16 protein-coding genes are annotated in these 17754 nt (G+C 62.2%); 7 read left to right on the forward strand and 9 right to left on the reverse strand.

Features of this window, described 5'->3' with window-relative positions:
- Nucleotides 1-12 precede the first annotated feature (12 nt).
- A complete protein-coding gene (locus JET14_RS16805; RefSeq protein ID WP_200334981.1) occupies nucleotides 13-639 on the forward strand; it encodes an NADPH-dependent F420 reductase in 627 nt (208 codons plus the stop codon).
- A 70-nt stretch (nucleotides 640-709) separates the two neighbouring features.
- Here the strand turns inward: JET14_RS16805 and lysS are convergent, their stop codons facing one another.
- The 3 genes from lysS to JET14_RS16820 form a co-directional block, all read right to left on the reverse strand.
- Nucleotides 710-2197, reverse strand: coding sequence for a lysine--tRNA ligase (gene lysS / locus JET14_RS16810; RefSeq protein WP_200334983.1), 1488 nt, complete (start codon nucleotides 2195-2197; stop codon nucleotides 710-712).
- Between the two features lies 1 nt (nucleotide 2198).
- Nucleotides 2199-3665 (reverse strand): glutamate--tRNA ligase, encoded by a 1467-nt coding sequence (gene gltX / locus JET14_RS16815; RefSeq protein ID WP_200334985.1) that lies wholly within the window; start codon nucleotides 3663-3665, stop codon nucleotides 2199-2201.
- A gap of 171 nt (nucleotides 3666-3836) precedes the next feature.
- Nucleotides 3837-4556 carry a TerC family protein gene (locus tag JET14_RS16820; RefSeq protein ID WP_432443089.1) on the reverse strand — a complete coding sequence of 240 codons (720 nt, stop codon included), beginning with the start codon at nucleotides 4554-4556 and terminating at the stop codon, nucleotides 3837-3839.
- Nucleotides 4557-4889: 333 nt separating this feature from the next.
- On the opposite strand from JET14_RS16820, the gene JET14_RS16825 reads away from it, so the two are divergent.
- Together JET14_RS16825 and JET14_RS16830 are read left to right on the forward strand one after the other, a co-directional pair.
- The gene (locus tag JET14_RS16825; protein WP_200334987.1) at nucleotides 4890-6020 is read left to right on the forward strand and encodes an HlyD family secretion protein; all 1131 of its coding nucleotides are present in this window, start codon (nucleotides 4890-4892) and stop codon (nucleotides 6018-6020) included.
- A gap of 40 nt (nucleotides 6021-6060) precedes the next feature.
- Complete coding sequence (locus JET14_RS16830; RefSeq protein ID WP_200334988.1) at nucleotides 6061-7665, forward strand: DHA2 family efflux MFS transporter permease subunit; 1605 nt, start codon at nucleotides 6061-6063, stop codon at nucleotides 7663-7665.
- A 16-nt stretch (nucleotides 7666-7681) separates the two neighbouring features.
- Here the strand turns inward: JET14_RS16830 and JET14_RS16835 are convergent, their stop codons facing one another.
- From JET14_RS16835 to JET14_RS16850, 4 genes are all read right to left on the reverse strand, one after another.
- A complete protein-coding gene (locus JET14_RS16835) occupies nucleotides 7682-8305 on the reverse strand; it encodes a TetR/AcrR family transcriptional regulator (RefSeq protein WP_200334989.1) in 624 nt (207 codons plus the stop codon).
- 189 nt (nucleotides 8306-8494) lie between these two features.
- Nucleotides 8495-9484 carry an Hsp33 family molecular chaperone gene (locus tag JET14_RS16840; protein ID WP_200334990.1) on the reverse strand — a complete coding sequence of 330 codons (990 nt, stop codon included), beginning with the start codon at nucleotides 9482-9484 and terminating at the stop codon, nucleotides 8495-8497.
- A gap of 40 nt (nucleotides 9485-9524) precedes the next feature.
- Nucleotides 9525-10445 carry an ornithine carbamoyltransferase gene (argF, locus tag JET14_RS16845; protein WP_200334991.1) on the reverse strand — a complete coding sequence of 307 codons (921 nt, stop codon included), beginning with the start codon at nucleotides 10443-10445 and terminating at the stop codon, nucleotides 9525-9527.
- 22 nt (nucleotides 10446-10467) lie between these two features.
- Entirely contained in the window at nucleotides 10468-11658 is a 1191-nt protein-coding gene (locus JET14_RS16850; RefSeq protein ID WP_200334992.1) for an aspartate aminotransferase family protein, read from the reverse strand.
- A gap of 381 nt (nucleotides 11659-12039) precedes the next feature.
- Between JET14_RS16850 and JET14_RS16855 the strand changes: the two genes are divergently transcribed.
- The gene (locus tag JET14_RS16855) at nucleotides 12040-12600 is read left to right on the forward strand and encodes a GcrA family cell cycle regulator (protein ID WP_200334993.1); all 561 of its coding nucleotides are present in this window, start codon (nucleotides 12040-12042) and stop codon (nucleotides 12598-12600) included.
- 79 nt (nucleotides 12601-12679) lie between these two features.
- On the opposite strand, the gene JET14_RS16860 is transcribed toward JET14_RS16855, so the two are convergent.
- Nucleotides 12680-13279: a GNAT family N-acetyltransferase gene (locus JET14_RS16860; protein WP_200334994.1), complete on the reverse strand. Its 600-nt coding sequence runs from the start codon at nucleotides 13277-13279 to the stop codon at nucleotides 12680-12682.
- Nucleotides 13280-13403: 124 nt separating this feature from the next.
- Complete coding sequence (gene odc2 / locus JET14_RS16865) at nucleotides 13404-14537, reverse strand: ornithine/lysine decarboxylase (RefSeq protein WP_200334995.1); 1134 nt, start codon at nucleotides 14535-14537, stop codon at nucleotides 13404-13406.
- A 528-nt stretch (nucleotides 14538-15065) separates the two neighbouring features.
- Between odc2 and JET14_RS16870 the strand changes: the two genes are divergently transcribed.
- The 3 genes from JET14_RS16870 (at nucleotide 15066) to JET14_RS16880 (ending at nucleotide 17753) form a co-directional block, all read left to right on the forward strand.
- Nucleotides 15066-15977, forward strand: coding sequence for a LysR family transcriptional regulator (locus tag JET14_RS16870; RefSeq protein ID WP_200334996.1), 912 nt, complete (start codon nucleotides 15066-15068; stop codon nucleotides 15975-15977).
- Between the two features lie 76 nt (nucleotides 15978-16053).
- The gene (locus tag JET14_RS16875; protein WP_432443045.1) at nucleotides 16054-16695 is read left to right on the forward strand and encodes a DUF1007 family protein; all 642 of its coding nucleotides are present in this window, start codon (nucleotides 16054-16056) and stop codon (nucleotides 16693-16695) included.
- Complete coding sequence (locus JET14_RS16880; protein ID WP_200334997.1) at nucleotides 16686-17753, forward strand: nickel/cobalt transporter; 1068 nt, start codon at nucleotides 16686-16688, stop codon at nucleotides 17751-17753. Before JET14_RS16875 ends, JET14_RS16880 begins: the two co-directional genes overlap by 10 nt.
- Nucleotide 17754: the final 1 nt, after the last annotated feature.

Below are 17754 nucleotides of genomic sequence, written 5' to 3' on the forward strand. Positions count from 1 at the left end.
TTGGAGAAAACCATGAAGATCGGAATTATCGGCGCGGGCTATGTCGGGCGCACGATCGCCGCCAAGGCCGTGGAAACCGGACATACCGTCATGATCAGCAATTCGAGGGGGCCGCAGACCCTGTTCAGCCTGCAGGGCGCAATCGGATGTGAGACCGGCACGGTCGATGAGACCGCCGCATTCGGAGACGCCGTCGTCATCGCCATTCCGCTTTCAGCGATCGATACCCTGCCCGCCGAAAGGCTCGCCGGCAAGATCGTGATCGACGCCGTGAACTACTATTTCGAGCGTGACGGCCATATCGACGCACTCGACAAAGGCGAGACAACGACAAGTGAGCTTCTGGCAGCCAGGCTTCCCGGCGCGCGCGTCGTCAAGGCCTTCAACGCCATACGCATGATCGATGTTGAACCCGCCTCACGCCCCGAAGGCGCGCCGGATCGCCTCGCCTTGCCGCTTGCAGGTGATGACGAAGCGGCAAAAGCCGAAGTGGCAGCGCTCTACAACGCATTCGGATTTGACCCGCTCGACGCCGGAACGCTTTCGGAAAGCTGGCGTTTCGAGCGCGACCGTCCGGCCTATTGTAATCTGAAGCCAAGGGAAGAACTGGCGCGCACCCTGGCGGAAACCGTTCGCTGAACGTTTAAGTAAACGCGCGCCCGAACGCCATCAGAACTAAGGTACGATGGCGTTCGGGCCAATCTCAGCCTCAGTCCTTGTGGCGGCGGGCCGGGAAGAGGATGACGTCGCGGATCGAGGGACCGTCGGTCAGAAGCATGATCAGACGGTCGATGCCGATGCCAAGTCCGCCCGCCGGCGGCATGCCGTGGTCCATGGCGTTGAGGAAATCGTCGTCCAGCCTTTTTTCCATCTCGCCACGGGCATGGGCCTGCTCAAGCTGCTCGACCATGCGGCGGCGCTGCTCGACCGGATCATTGAGCTCGGAGAACGCATTGCCGAGTTCCCAGCCGTTCACATAAGTCTCGAAGCGTTCCACCAGACGCGGCTCGCCCGGCACTTCCTTGGCAAAGGGCGAGATGTCCTTCGGGAAGTGGGTGACGTGGCAGGGCTGGATCAGCGATTCTTCCAGTTTCTCCTCGAAGATGAAGGCCAGGCACTCGCCCCAGGTCCAGTCGCCCTCGACCTCGAAGCCGGCCGCTTCAGCGGCCTCACGGGCTTCCTCGTCGGTCGCGATCGACAGGAAGTCGATGCCGGTCGCTTCCTTCACCGCATCCGGCATCGGCACCCGCTTGAACGGACCGGTGAAGTCCAGCTCGATCTCGCCGAACTTGACCTTGGCGCTGTCATGGAGCGTCATGGCGAGCGTCTCGAACATGCGCTCGACAATGCCCATCATGTCCTCGTAATCGGCATAGGCCCAGTAACACTCCATCATGGTGAACTCGGGATTGTGCCGGGTGGAGACGCCCTCGTTGCGGAAGTTGCGGTTGACCTCGAACACCTTGTCGGTGAGCCCCGAGACCAGAATACGCTTCAGGTAGAGCTCCGGCGCGATGCGGAGATACATGTCCATGTCGAGCGCGTTGTGGTGCGTCTTGAACGGATCGGCCGACGCGCCGCCATAGATCGACTGCAGCATCGGCGTCTCAACTTCCATGAACCCCTCGCCTTCGAGGAAACGGCGGACGCCCGAGAGGATCTTCGAGCGCTGGATGAAACGCAGCTTCGAATCCTCATTGCTCATGATGTCGAGATAGCGCTGGCGGTAACGCGTCTCGATATCGGCGAGCCCGTGATATTTCTCCGGCATCGGCTTCAATGCCTTGGTGAGCATGGTGATCTCATGCGCATTGATGGTCAGCTCGCCGCGCTTGGTGCGGCGGACGACGCCGGTGACGCCGACAATATCGGCGAGATCGACCAGCGACCACATTTCCCGCACCTCTTCCGGCGTTGTGTCCTTATGGGAAAAGATCTGGATCTTGCCCGAGGCATCGCGCAGGTCAACGAACATGCCGGAATTGCGCATGGAATAGACGCGGCCGGCAACGGTGACGACATCCTCCGTCATCGTGTCGTCGGGAAGGTCGGCGTATTTTTCCGCCAATTCCGCATTGGTGATCGTGCGGTGGAAATGGGCCGGATAGACGTCGCCGATCTTCTCGCGCAGGATTTCGAGCTTCTGCGCGCGCACTTCCGTGGCGTCAGAGGAGAGTTCTTCGGATTTCTTGTTCATCTTACTTCTTTGCCTCTTCTGCGACCATGCCTGCAACGACGGCCTCGGCGTTCTTCAGGCGCTGGCGCACCACGGCGCGGCCGAGGATTGCCATACTGTCAAACAGCGGCAGCGAACGCGAGGAACCGGACATGGCAACGAACAACGGCGCGACGACAGTGCGCAGCTTCTTGTCCATGTCATCCGCAAGCTGGCGCAGCGCCTCTTCCACGGTCGTCGCGTTCCATTCGGTAAGCTTTTCCAGTACGGGCTGGACGGCCTTGAGGATTTCCAGAATTTCTTCCGGATTGGTCTTCTTGATCTTCGAAAACGCTTCCGGCGCCGGCACCATGTCCGACTGCAGCAGGAAGCCCATCAGCGCCGGGAGTTCGCCAAGCTTGGTGATCCGGCTCTGGGAGAGTTTCAGCCCGTCCTTCAGCCTTGCGTTCTCCGAAGCCCAAGCGGCGACGCGGAGGATAAAATCCTCTTCCGACAGCGTTTCGCGCAGGAACCGGCCATTCAGCCATTCAAGCTTCTGCGTGTCGAAGACGGCGCCGGACTTGTTGAGGTTATCCTGATCGAACTTCTCGATCAGCTCATCCATCGACATCAGTTCCTCGCCCTCGGCGATCTGGATGAAGAACAGGCCGAGGAAGTTCATCAGCGCTTCCGGCAGATAGCCGAGCGCCGAGTAATAGGAGATCGAGGTCGGATTCTTGCGCTTCGACAGTTTCGACTTGTCGGGATTGCGCATCAGCGGCAGATGGAAGAATTTCGGCGGTTCCAGGCCGAGATAGGTATAGAGCAGGATGTGCTTCGGCACCGAGGCCAGCCATTCCTCGCCGCGCGCCACATGGGTGATTTTCATCAGGTGGTCGTCAACGACATTCGCCATGTGATAGGTCGGCATGCCGTCGGCCTTCAGCAGAACCTGCATGTCAACCGCATCCCACGGGATCTCGACATCGCCGTAGACGCCGTCGGTGAACTTGCACGCGCCCTCTTCCGGGATCTTCATGCGTACGACATTGGGCTCGCCCGCCTCGATGCGGGCTTTCACCTCTTCGGCCTTCAGATGCATGCAGAGCCCGTCATATTTCGGGGCGCGGCCCTCGGCGCGCTGGCCGGCGCGCATGCGCTCCAGCCGTTCGGGCGTGCAGAAGCAGTGGAAGGCATGGCCTTCTTCCACCAGCCTGTCGACGAAGGGTTTGTAGATGTCCTTGCGGTCGGACTGACGATAGGGACCATAGTCGCCGCCGACATCGGGGCCCTCATCCCATTCAAGCCCGCACCATTTCAGCGCGTCGAGCACGTTCTTCTCATATTCGGGCGTCGAGCGCGAAGCGTCCGTGTCCTCGATACGCAAAATGAAGGTGCCGCCCATCTTCTTGGCGTAGAGATAGTTGAAAAGCGCCGTATAGGCTGTGCCGACATGCGGCTCGCCGGTGGGAGAAGGCGCTATGCGCAGGCGGGGGCCGGTTGTGCTCATCGTGTTCGTCCATGCTGCCGGCCGGATCGGGTGACGGTCATATCCGGCCGAAAGAGTTCTTCCAGTGCTGAAATTCGCTGAAGCCGCAAGGCATCCATGGCCCGTCAGTCAAGGCGGCTCTGTCTGGCCTGCCTTAGGCCATATTCAACCCTTTCCGTCAAGCCGTCAGGCTCAATGGCCGGCCGACCCGCCTTCCGTGGCGGGCTTTTCGCCGCCAGCGGCGCGGTCAAGCCTGCGTTTGCGCCGCGCCAGCATGTTGAGAAACTCCACAAGGCCCGAAAACGCCATCGCGGCATAGACATATCCCTTGGGCACGTGGAAACCGAGCCCGTCTGCGATCAGCGTCATCCCGATCATCAGCAGGAAGGCAAGCGCCAGCATGACGATGGTGGGGTTGGCCTCGATGAAGCGGGCAAGCGGACCGGAGGCGACCAGCATCAGCGTGACGGCGACGACGACGGCAATCACCATGATCTGCAGATGATCGGTCATGCCGACGGCGGTAATGATGCTGTCTATCGAGAACACCAGATCAAGCAGCAGAATCTGGAAAATCGCCGCCGAAAAGCCGGCCTTGACCGCACCCCCGACAATGTCGCCGGGCCCGTCCTCGGGGTCGACGCTGTGGTGGATTTCCTTCGTCGCCTTCCAGACCAGAAACAGGCCGCCGGCGATCAGGATGATATCCTTCCAGGAGAAATCATGGCCAAAGGCCGAAAACACCGGTTCAGTCAGTTGCACGATAAAGGCGACGGTCGCCAGCAGCAACAGCCGGAACACCAGCGCCAGACCGAGACCGATCCGCCGCGCGGCCTGCCGCCTGTTTGCCGGCAACTTGTTGGTGAGGATGGATATGAAGACGAGGTTGTCGATGCCGAGCACGACTTCCATGATGATCAGCGTTACAAGCGCTGCCCAGGCTTCGGGCTGGACGGCGAGGGCCAATAGATCGGTCACTCAATTCTCCTCATCTGCCCCGCACGGGCGTTCGCTGCAGGTATGGCGCTGTTCAATACATCGGTTCGCCGCGGCAATCCATATCCGCGCGCTCACGCTTTTCTGTCATCAACGCCGATGTCCCGATCCGGGTTCCTGGCGTCTCTCGGCTTGACAGGCCGGCGGGGGAGGCGCATTAGCATCGCCATAAATCGAACTCGCCAGTTCGAATTGTCAATTGCCAAAGCTGGACACCCTCCCATGTTCAGCCGAGAAAGGCCTTTCAGCATGAGCAATGATCACGAGGACAGTCACGCCGCTGCGGAACAGGCTCCGGCAAAGAAGTCGGGCGGCGCGCGCAGGATCATCTTTACCGTTATCGGCGTTGCCGTCATCGCCGGCGCCGTCTGGTTCGGTTATCAATGGTGGACGGAGGGCCGCTTCATCGTTTCCACCGACGATGCCTATATCGAGGGTGACATCGCGACGATTTCGCCGAAGGTCTCCGGCTACGTCGAAAGCGTCGCTGTCACGAACAACCAGAAGGTCAACAAGGGAGACCTTCTGGTCAAGATCGATGACGGCGACTACCAGAACGCGCTCGCCCAGGCCGAAGCGCAGCTCAACGCGCAGAACGTGGCGCTGAAGGCGACCGAGGCGCAGATTGCCGGCGCCAAGGCCCAGCTTAATCAGGCTCAGGCCAATCGCGACGCGCTCGACCCGCAGATCGAGAATGCGAAGAGCGCCTTCGAGCGCGCCAACACGCTGAAGGAAAAGGGCGCTGCCACCGTCGCCGCCTTTGACGATGCCAAGGCGCAGGTCGACCAGCTGAAGGCCCAGGTCGAGGCCGCCAATGCCGCAATCGAGGTGGCGAAATCGAACATCAATACCGCCGAGGCCCAGCTTGCCCAGCAGCAGGCGGCGTTGAAGGAACGCCGGCTTGCCGTTGACATGGCCAAGCGCAATCTCGCCTTCACCGAGATCAGGGCTCCGTTTGACGGCGTCTTCGGCAACCGTAACGTCCAGGTCGGCGACCTCGTTTCCTCCGGCGCCCGCCTCGGCGCGCTGGTGCCGACAGAGGACCTCTATATCGTCGCCAATTTCAAGGAAACGGACCTTGATCGCCTAGGCATCGGCGAAGAGGTTCATGTCAGCGTCGACGCCTTCAAGGATGATGACTTCACCGGCAAGGTCGTTTCCTTCTCGCCGGCCTCGGGCGCGGTCTTCGCGCTCCTGCCGCCGCAAAACGCGACCGGCAATTTCACCAAGGTCGTCCAGCGCATTCCGGTGCATATTTCCATTCCGCAGGAGATGCTCGACCGGGGCTATCTGAAGGCCGGTCTTTCGGTCACTGCCGAAGCCGACAGCCGCACCGCGCCCGACGGCACGCTCGGCAAGGTCGTCGCCGGCAACCGCTAACGGACAAAGGCCGAGCGTCCTCCCTCCGGACAGGTGAACCATGACAGAGATTGCCGAAAGCACAGCCCGCAGCGAGAACGCGCCGGCGACACCTCCACAGGCGCCTTCGGAGCACGTCAGCGCCCGCACATGGGCGGCCTTCGTCATCATGGCCTTCGGCATGTTCATGGCGATCCTCGACATCCAGATCGTCGCGTCCGCGCTGACCGACATCCAGGCCGGCATTTCCGCAAGCGCGGACGAGATCGCCTGGGTGCAGACCTCCTATCTGATCGCCGAAGTGATCATGATACCGCTGTCGGGCATTCTGGCGCGGATCTTTTCCACGCGCGTGGTGTTTTCGGTTTCCGCCGCCGCCTTTACCGCCTGCAGCGCGCTTTGCGCCACGGCCACTTCGATCGACCAGATGATCATCTACCGGGCTTTGCAGGGTTTCATGTCGGGCGGCCTGGTGCCGGCCGTCTTTGCCGTTGCATTCACCGCCTTCCCGCCATCCAAACGCTCGACCGTCATTCCCGTTGTGGGTCTCGTGGCGACCATGGCGCCGACCATCGGCCCGACGGTCGGCGGCTACCTCGTCGATGCCTTTTCCTGGCATTGGCTGTTCCTGATCAATGTCGTGCCCGGCATACTGGTGACGATCGGGGCCTGGCTGCTGATCGACTTCGACAGGCCCGACTATTCGATCATCAAGCACTTCGACTGGTTCGGGCTCATCGCCATGGCCCTCTTCCTCGGCTCGCTTGAGTATTTTCTCGAGGAAGGCAATATCGAAGGCTGGTTCCAGGCTGATGTCATCCGCTACGCCTTCGTCATCATGGTCGGCGCCGGCATCGCCTTCTTCTACCGTTCCTTCACCAGCAGGTATCCGGTGGTCGATCTGAGGGCATTCGGCAATTTCAACTTCGCCGTCGGGTCGATCTTCTCCTTCTCGCTCGGCATCGGGCTTTATGGCCTCGTCTATCTCTTCCCGCTCTATATGGCGCGCATTCGCGGCTATGACGCACTCATGATCGGCGAAACGATGTTCGTCACCGGCGCATTCATGATGGCGACCGCACCGGTTGCCGGAATCCTGCAAAACAAGCTCGACCCGCGGGTGATGATGGGCATCGGCCTTGGCCTCTTCGCGCTCTGCACCTGGCAGATGACGCATATCACCGCCGAATGGGACTATTGGGAACTGTTCTGGCCGCAGGCCGGACGCGGCGTGGCGCTGATGATCTCGATGATCCCGGTTTCCAATATCGCGCTCGGCACGCTGCCGCCGCAGGACGTCAAGAACGCGTCCGGCCTGTTCAATCTGACGCGGAACCTCGGCGGCGCGGTCGGGCTTGCGATCATCAACACCCTGTTGAGTCGGCGCGACGACTTCCACTACGATCGACTTGCCGCAAGCGTCGATGCGGCAAGCCGGACGACGCAGGAATGGGTTGGCACGCTTCAGGGGCTTTATTCCAGCCACGGCCTTGACGGCGAGAAGGCAGCGCTTCTGCAGCTTGGCCGGATGGTCTCGCAACAGGCCTGGCTGCTCGCCTTCATCGATGTCTTCGTGCTGCTGACCGTGCTGTTTGCCTTCCTGACCCTCTGCATTTTTGTCGTGCGCAAGCCGAAGGAGGATGCAGGCGGGGGCGCGGGCCACTGACCGTATTTGGCGGAATTCAGATGCCGGCGGAATAGCGGCTCAGGAAGAGCGTGACGGCGTTTTCCGCCATCTCCGAAATCTCCGCCTCGGTGGGCGGCGCTTCCATCAGACCGAACAGACGGCGTTTCCAGAGATGCCCGGTTGAAAGCTCGAGAAGCTGGACGGCGGCAACGCGTGGATCGTCGGCCCGAAGCTCGCCTGTTCGGGTCCGTTCGACAACGAAGGCTGTCAGCGTGTCCACGAGATTGTCCGGATGGTCGCCAAAAAAGGCGCGCACAAGTTCGGGAAAGCGCTCGGCGACGCCGATGGCGATCCGCATCGCCTTCACCGTCTCCTCGCAAGTCATGCCGGTGGCGAGGCGCGCGGAGAAGCGCTTCAGTATATCGTCAACCGGGCCTTCCGCACTGAGAGTCGCCCTGAGATCCTCGAATATCCGCTGCTTGGCCTCGAGAATGATGGTCTGGAACAGTTCGCCCTTGTTTTCGAAATAGACGTAGATCGTCCCCTTGGAAACGCCCGCGGCGCGGGTGATGTCGTTCATGCTGGCGGCATCGAAGCCGACATTCATGAACACCTGCCGCGCGCCCTCCACGATCTGCCGGCGCTTGACCGGGTCTTCGCCTGCCGCATGCCGGCCCATTCGCCGCAGAGCGCAGCGCGCCGCCTCGTCCCGCCGACAGAACCTGTTTTTTGATTTCCCGAAACCCATTTCAACCCACTCGCCAGCGCAATACCAGACAACGGAAATGCGCCGTCAGCCTTTCGCGTTTTTCTAGGGATACGCTGAGGCCCGGCGCATTTCAATCATTTAGTGAACTGAGCGGTTCGATCAGGCTTCCCGGACTTCTTCCGGCGAGTAGACGTAGGGCGTCGAGCAGAACTCGCAGGTGACCGTGATCTTGCCGTCCTCAATGCTGTCGTCGATCTCCTCGGCCGTGAAGCCCTTGAGAACGCCGAGAATGCGCTCGCGCGAGCAGCTGCACCGATCGTAGACGCCCTGGGCCGGATAGACCGTCACGCCGCGCTCGTGGAACAGGCGATAAAGCAGGCGTTCGGCGCCGACTTCCGGATCGGTCATCTCGTCGAGATCGATCGTCTCGACCAGCGCCTGCGCTTCCGCCCATGCGTCATCGGGGGCATGAGACAGCGTGCCGTCATCCCCGTCGCCGCCGTGCAGATCGGGCTGGCGCATGCGCCCCGCCTCCTCGGGGAGGAACTGCGCCACCAGGCCGCCCGCGCGCCAGCGTTCGCGCGGCTGGCCTTCATCGTCGCGATCAAGCAGCTTGGCAACGCCGAGCCTGACTGCCGTCGGGATCTGCTCCGACTGGCGGAAATAGCCCATGGCGATCATTTCCAACGAACTGCCGTCAAGCTCGACAATGCCCTGATAGGGCTGCATGAAACTGCCCTGGTCGATGGTAAAGGCGAGCACGCCGCGACCGAGCAGGTCCTCCGGCGCCGCCTTGCCGGCCGCAACCGCCGCCTCCAGCGTCTCTTCGCTGAAGCGGGCGTAGCCGCGCAGCGCGTCCGGCGTCGAGAAGTCGGCGACCAGCAGATCGACGGGGCCGTCGCTCTTGGTCTGCACGGTGAACTTGCCCGTAAATTTCAGCGACGTGCCGATCAACGCCGTCAGCACGACGACCTCGGCGAGAAGCCGGGCAACGGGCTCCGGGTAGTCATGGCGCGACAGGATCGCGTCGAGCAGCGGTCCGAGCTGGACCGTGCGGCCGCGCACATCGAGCGCATCCACCTGGAAGGGCACAACCATGTCGTCTCCGGCGAAACCGAGTTCGCCGAGTTGCTGTTTCAGATCCTGCATATTTCGTCTCCTTCCCCCCTTTGCGGGGGAGGCCGGCAGCTCAGTCGATAGCTCCGAGACACCAGGCCAGTACGGATTTCTGGGCGTGAAGCCGGTTTTCGGCCTCATCGAACACGACCGATTGCGGTCCGTCCATCACCTCGTCTGTCACTTCCTCGCCGCGATGGGCCGGCAGGCAGTGCATGAAGATCGCATTGTCATTGGCCCGCCTCATCAGATCGGCATTGACCTGATAGGGCTGGAACACATTATGTCCGCGCGCCTTGTGCTCCTGGTTCATCGAGACCCAGGTGTCGGTCACCACGCAGTCGACGCCCTCGACTGCATCCTTGGCATCCTCGAAGAAGGTCACGTCAGCCCCTTCCTTGCGCGCCCAGTCGACAAAGCGGCCGTCAGGCTCGGAGCCGGGCGGCACGGCGATGTTGACGCGGTACTTGAACCGCGCCGCGCCCTCGAGGAAGGAGTGCAGCACATTGTTGCCGTCGCCGGTCCAGGCAATGGTCTTGCCGGCCACCGGGCCCAGATGCTCCTCGAAGGTCTGCAGATCGGCCATGATCTGGCAGGGATGGGTTGCATCGGTCAGCCCGTTGATCACCGGCACGGTCGCGTATTCAGCAAGCTCCAGCAGCCGCGCGTGGTCTGTCGTGCGGATCATGATCGCGTCGACATACCGCGACAGCACGCGGGCCGTATCGCCGATCGTCTCGGCCCGGCCGAGCTGCATGTCCTTGCCCGACAGCACCAGCGTATCGCCGCCGAGCTGGCGCATGCCGACATCGAAGGATACGCGGGTGCGCGTCGACGGCTTCTCGAAGATCATCGCCAGCATCTTGCCGGCAAGCGGCTTGTCGGCGGTTCCCGCCTTCTGCGCTGCCTTGCGGGTCGCCGCGTCGTCCAGAATGTCCCGCAATGCGGATGCCGAAACGGCGGAGAGGTCGAGAAAATGTCTCGGAGAGGACATGGAACTAACTCTTTCTAATGCTTCAGGCGGACCGGGCGGGCGAGAGCTTCGCCGCAGCGCGCGAGAGCCGCGCGAGCCCTTCCCGGACGTCCTCGTCACGGACGGTGAGCGGCGGCAGCAGGCGCACGACATTGTCGCCGGCGGGCACCGACAGCAGCTTCTCGTCACGCATCGCCGCAGCAAGCTCGCCGGCCGGCACCTTTGCCTTGACGCCGACCATCAGGCCTTCGCCGCGGATTTCTTCGATCACGTCGGGATAGCGGTCCTTCAGTTCGGCGAGCCCCTGGCGGAACAGAAGGCCCATTTCGCGGACATGGGCAAGAAAACCCTCTTCCAGCACGACATCGAGAACGGCATTGCCGACGGCCATGGCCAGCGGATTGCCGCCGAATGTCGTGCCATGCACACCCGGCACCATGCCCGAGGCCGCCTCGTCGCTTGCAAGGCAGGCCCCGACCGGGAAACCGCCGCCGATCCCCTTGGCGATCGCCATGATATCGGGCTCGACGCCGGTCTGCTGGTAGGCAAACAGCGTTCCCGTCCGCCCGACGCCGGTCTGGACCTCGTCGAAGATCAGCAACAGACCCAGTTCATCGCAGATCTCGCGCAATGCCTTGAGGAACGCCTTGTCGACGCTGCGCACGCCGCCCTCACCCTGGATCGGCTCGATCATCAGCGCGGCGGTCGTCTCGCCGATCGTCTCCTTCAGCAGGTCGATATCACCGGCCGGAATCTGGACGAAGCCCGGCGCCTTCGGCCCGAAGCCCTCCATATACTTGGCCTGGCCGCCGGCAGCGATGGTTGCCAGCGTGCGCCCGTGAAAGGCGCCCTCGAAGGTAATGATGTCGATCTTTTCCGGATGCCCCTTGGCAAAGTGGTAGCGTCGCGCGGTCTTGATCGCGGTCTCGAGCGCCTCCGCGCCGGAATTGTTGAAGAACACCTTGTCGGCAAAGGTTTCGGCCGTCAGCCGTTCGGCGAGCCTTTCCTGGCCCGAGACCTCGTAGAGGTTCGAGACATGCCAGAGCTTCTCGGCCTGATCCTTAAGCGCCTCCACCAGATGCGGATGGGCATGGCCGAGGGAATTGACCGCGACGCCGGCGGCGAAATCGAGATATCGCTCGCCCTTGTCCGTCACAAGCCATACGCCCTCGCCGCGCTCGAACCGGAGCGGTATTCTGGCGAATGTGTTGAAGAGCGGCGATGATGCGGACATGGTGATCAAGCTCCCGGCAAGGACGATATGCCAGCCAGTTTCAGTCTGGGGCGGTTGCAGAAATTAAAAATGCCGCCTCAGGCGGCGGCTTGGCATATATTGTCATCTCCGACCCCAATGTCAACAAAGGCGGTGCGGCGCCGAAGGATGGCGCGCACGGCAAATGATGAATTCGAAAAACACCAAGTTGGGGAAAACCGCGAAAAAGGATTCCGGCGATTCGCTGTCGCCTTGCCACGATAGTGCCATGGGCCTAACTTAAGTCCCAACAGAGAACTGCAGGCGGCGGATCTGATCACCCGGATTGGCGACACTTTCCTGTTTCGGAGGCATTCCGGAGCACGGCGACCGATTCCGCCCGCAAACAGCCGGAGATTACCCATGAGCTGGACAGACGAGCGCGTTGAAAAACTCAAACAACTCTGGTCCGAGGGGCTGAGCGCGAGCCAGATCGCCAATCAGCTCGGCGGCGTGAGCCGCAATGCCGTCATCGGCAAGGTGCACCGTCTGGCGCTGCCGGGCCGCGCCAAGAGCGGCGGCTCGGCGCCGTCTGCCGCCACCCGCGCCACAGCCCGCAACACCGCGCCGCCGCGTGCGCCGAACTTCGCCTCGCGCGCCGCCGGCCGCAAGCCTTCGGAAACGCCGGTATCGGCGCCGAGTGCGCCGCGTACCGCCGGCGCCACTGCGCTGAAACAGGAGATCGTCGCCGAGGCCGAGGCCGCGCCCGAGCAGAAGACCGCGCCCGACAACAATGTCGTGCCGATCATGCGCAAGATCGCGCTGACCGACCTGACGGAACGGACCTGCAAATGGCCGGTCGGCGATCCCACCCAGGAGGACTTCTACTTCTGCGGCTGCGAGTCGCCGGAAAACTCGCCCTATTGCAAATACCACGCAAAGCTTGCCTATCAGCCTGTCAGCGATCGTCGCCGGGCCGGCTGAACCGGACGCTTCAGAAACCAACGGAAAAAGGCCCTCGCGGCGATGCTGCGAGGGCCTTTTGGCATCCGGGAAAAATGGATCAGGCGGCCCGCCGAAGCGGTTTGACCCGAGCCGAGGGCGCTTTGCCGCCGGTGGCGACAAGAAGGCCCGCCGCGCCGGAAAGAAAACCCTCCGTCAGCTCAAGGCCGAGGAAACGGCGGCGCTCGAACGGGCCCGGCATGACGAGATGCTCCGCCTTTTCGGCGGCAAAGCCGAAACGCTGGTAGTATTCCGGATCGCCGACCAGCAGGATCGCGCCGTGGCCGCGGGCTTCAGCCGCAGCAATCGCCGCGCGCATCAGGGCCGAACCGACGCCCTTGCCGTTTGCGCAGGGGTCGACGGCCAGCGGGCCGAGCAGCAGCGCAGGCACGGCGCGACCGGCAGCATCCACGCCAGCATCGACATGCCAGAGCCGGACCGTGCCGATCAGGACGCCGCACTCATCGCGGGCGACAAGCGCCAGGCCTTCGGCCGGCAGCCGGTTGCGGCGGAGCTTTTCCGACGATTTCTTCCTGCGCATCGGCCCCATGGCGCGATCGAGAAGGTTTTCCCGCGCGACGGCATCGGACCCGGCTTCCTCGCCGATGGTGAAGGCCGGTGCGTCAACGACGAGAACAGTGTCCTGAAAGAAAGGGGCCATCAGACCAATCCCCTAAAAAACAGCCTCAAAAGACCGGCAGCGACTGCCGCGCCGGCGTGCTACCGAGACTGCGGCCGCAGGGAGGGCCGCAGTCTCACTTCACACCCGTCATCCGAAGAGGTCTTCAGATGACGTAGGACTTGAGCGGTTCGAAGCCGTTGAAGGCGACGGAGGCATAGGTCGTCGTATAGGCGCCGGTGCCTTCGATCAGAACCTCGTCGCCGATCGTCAGCGTGATCGGCAGCGGATACATGGTCTTCTCGTACATCACGTCGGCGCTGTCGCAGGTCGGGCCGGCCAAGACGCAGGGCTCCATCTCGTCGCCGTCGCGATCCGTGCGGATCGGGTAGCGGATGGCTTCGTCCATGGTCTCTGCGAGACCGCCGAACTTGCCGATGTCGAGGAACACCCAGCGATGTTTGTCATCGTCGGATTTCTTCGAGATCAGGACAACTTCCGACTTGATCACGCCGGCATTGCCGACCATGCCGCGGCCCGGCTCGATGATCGTCTTCGGCAACTGGTTGCCGAAGTGACGCGAAAGGGCTGCGAAGATCGCCTGGCCGTAGGCTTCCGCCGTCGGCACGTCGCGCAGATACTTGGTCGGGAAGCCGCCGCCCATATTGACCATCTGCAGGTAGATGCCCTGCTTGGCAAGCTGGGCGAAGACGCGCTTGGCATCCGCCAGAGCCGCATCCCAGGCTTCGAGCTTGGTCATCTGCGAGCCGACATGGAAGGACACCCCGTAGCTTTCCAGTCCCAGCTGATGGGCATAGACCAGCACGTCGACGGCCATCGGCGGAACGCAGCCGAACTTGCGCGACAGCGGCCATTCGGCGCCCTCGCCATCGGTCAGCACGCGGCAGAACACACGGGCGCCGGGGGCGGCGCGGGCGATCTTTTCGACTTCCTCATGGCAATCGACAGCAAAGAGCTTGACGCCGAGCGCATGGGCGCGGGCAATATCGCGCTCCTTCTTGATGGTGTTGCCAAAGGAGATACGGTCGGCACCGGCGCCTGCCTCAAGGGCCATTTCGATTTCAGCCACGGAGGCGCAATCGAAGTTGGAGCCGAGGCTGGCGAGAAGCTCAAGGATCTGCGGCGCGGGGTTGGCCTTGACCGCATAATAGATGGCGCTGTCGGGCAGCGCCCGGCGGAATGCCGTGTAGTTGTCGCGCACGATTTCGCGATCGACGACCAGGCAAGGGCCTTCGGGACGGCGGGTCTTGAAGAATTCCGCGATACGTTCGGTGGTCATGGTAACCCCCTTCTTTCGAAGCAATGACCCTGAAGCTAGGGTCGACAAAGGGCGCATCGACCCGCGCACGAACCCGGCCGGTGGAGACCCCGGGGACCGTTTGCGGCGACCGCTCAAGATTGAACAAGCCTTGCGGCTTATCCGGCTTTGTCTGCCTTGGATTGGAAGGGTATCCCGACCGCACTTCCGGCAATGATGGTATGTGCCTCTTTAGTACCCCGGCTGTTGGAAAGCCGGGAGACACCAGAAAGGCCCGCACCGTCGTTGCTTCAAGATGTCCTCGCTTGACCGGTTGGCCGGAGAAGCGACTGGAGGGGTTAATTCCAGGTACCTTACCGATGATCCTCACCATTCGAGGGTTCGGCGGACACCCACAGGCACGCGCGACTTTGGGCAAGCGGAGAGATATTAAAATCACTCTTGAAAATCAAGTGGGTGAACCCCAAAATCCTCTTATCCAAGATCGCATTCGTGCTATCTGTTTGACAAAGCTCAAACAAATTTCCCCGCCAGCCAACAGGAGCGGCCATGGACACCCTGACGCGAATGCGCGCCTTCATCGATGTGGTCGAAGCCGAAGGCTTTTCCGCCGCCGCGCGCAAGACCGGACGCTCGAAGGCGCTGCTTTCCAAATATGTGCGCGAGCTCGAGGACGACCTTGGCGCCCTGCTCCTGAACCGCACGACGCGGCAGTTCTCGCTGACGGAGGCAGGCCATATCTATTTCCGCCGCGCCGCCGAGATTGTTCAGGAGGTCGACAATCTCTCCGACGCGGTGCGCGCCAACAACACGGATTTGCGCGGCAGACTGCGGATTTCGGTTCCGCGCACCTTTGTCGATGCGCCGGCCGGCCAGTCCCTGATCGATTTCGCCAAGGCGCATAACGAGCTGACGCTTGAGATCGTCGCCGAGGACCGGTTCGTCGATCTCGTCGAGGAAGGCTACGATGTCGCGGTGCGGATCACCCGGCTCGAGGATTCCACCATGATCGCCCGCAAGCTCGCCGATTCGATCAACCGGGTCTGCGCCTCGCCCGCCTATCTGGCAAGCCTCGAAAAGCCGCTCGACAAGCCCGCCGACCTTGCCCACCACCCGGTGATCGTCGACACCAATCCGAAATCCTTCAACACGCTCCGTTTCATCAATCCGCAGGACGGCACCGGTTTCAGCGTGCCGATCCACGGGCCGATCGAGGTCAACTCGCCGATGGTGACCATGCGCGGAGCGCTGTCGGGCCTTGGCATCGCGCTCCTGCCCGACTTTGTTGCCCGCCGGGCAATCGACAGCGGCGAACTCGTTTCGCTCTTCGACGAGTATCTGCCGCAGCATTCCGGCATTTACGCCGTGTTCCCGCACCGGCGCTATCTGCCGGTGAAGGTTCGCTCCTTCGTGGACTTCCTGTCGAAGTGGTTCCGGGAAAACGACTGTGAAAAGCACTGAGCCGGCACGTTTCTGACTCAATTGTGATTCAGTAAGACAAAGATCGGCAGAATGCCGCCATCCAGGGGACCAGATCTTGAGATTGAAAGCCGCATTTTACGGCCTCCTTGTTACGATCGGAGCTGCAGGCCCTGCGCTCGCGCATCCGCATGTCTTCGTCGATGCACGGCTCGAAGTGGTTGCCGATCAGGACGGCAATGTCGCGGCGCTGCAGAATGTCTGGCGGTTCGACGAATTTTTTTCGTCCTCCGTCATTCTCGACTATGACACCAACATGGACAATCGGCTGACCGGCGACGAACTGACCGAGATCGGCGAAACCGTGCGGCAGTCGCTTGCAGAATACAACTACTATACGCAGATCACCGATAACGGCGAGGAGGTTAAGCTTGCCATGCCCGACGTTATCCATGCCGACATGACGGACGGACAGCTGTTGCTCTTCTTCGCCGCAAAGCCGGAAAAGCCGCTGCCGCTGTCGGGTCATCTGACTTTCGGCGTCTACGATCCGACGATGTACACCGCGATCGATTTTCGCAACGACACCGATCTGGTGACCGAGGGGGCGGCCTTCGACAAGTGCAAGAAGAACATTCTGAGACCCGACGCCGACCAGATCCTCTCGGAAAACGCCGATAGTCTCACGGCGGCCTTCTTCAATGACCCCACGGATATGAGCAAACTGTTTGCCACCAAGCTGGATATCACATGCGACTAGCCCGTCCCTTTTTCGCCGTTGTCCTGATGGTCCTCGCCTTTGTCGCCGGCGCGAAATTCGCCGCCGCCCAGTCGCCGCTCGGCATCGGCGCCTCGGAACCGTCCTTCTCCTCCTCCTTCGGTCCCTTCCAGGGCGTTCTGATCACCATCAATCACTACCAGCAGCAATTCTACCGGGCGCTCACCGGCGCTCTGAAGGCCATGCACGATGATCCGGTCAAGGTGCTCGGCCTGGTCGGGCTTTCCTTTGCCTATGGCATTTTCCATGCCGCGGGCCCCGGCCACGGCAAGGCGGTGATCTCCTCCTACATGATCGCCAACGAAACGGAACTGAAGCGCGGCATCCTCATTTCGCTGCTTTCGTCGCTGGCCCAGGGGATCATGGCCGTGCTTCTGGTCGGGGCCGCCTATCTGCTGTTGCGCGGCACCGCCGTTTCCATGGGCGACGCCACGCTGTTCATGGAACGGGCGAGCTTCCTGCTGGTCGCCGGCTTCGGCGCTTGGCTCGTGTTCGCCAAGTCGCGGCCGCTGTTCTCCGGCCACGGCACGCAAACGATGGCCCTTGCCGGAGCGGGCGGCGATCATCACGGACACAATCATGGGCACGGGCACGCCGACCACCATAATCATGACGACCACCATCACGCGGCGCATGATCACCATGACCATGTCCACGGCCCCGATTGCGGCTGCGGCCACGCCCACATGCCGGAACCGTCAATGCTTGGGGCCAAGGATTTTGACTGGAAGGGCGCAAGTGCTGCTATTCTCGCCATCGGCATGCGTCCCTGCTCCGGCGCGCTGATCGTGCTCACCTTCGCGCTGCTGAACGGCCTGATCCTCGGCGGCATCGCCTCGGTCTTCGCCATGGCGATCGGCACGGCGATCACGGTCTCGGCGCTCGCCATCATCGCCGTCTCCGCGAAAGGGCTCGCCATAAGGCTGGCCGGCCCCGGCTCCGGCCGCGCCACGGCCATAGGCCGCGTAATCGAGATCGGCGGCGCGCTGCTGGTGATGCTGATGGGGCTGACCCTTTTTGCCGCTTCGATGGCCGGCTGAG

Origin of the sequence: Martelella lutilitoris, assembly GCF_016598595.1 — a bacterium.
GTDB lineage: Bacteria > Pseudomonadota > Alphaproteobacteria > Rhizobiales > Rhizobiaceae > Martelella > Martelella lutilitoris_A.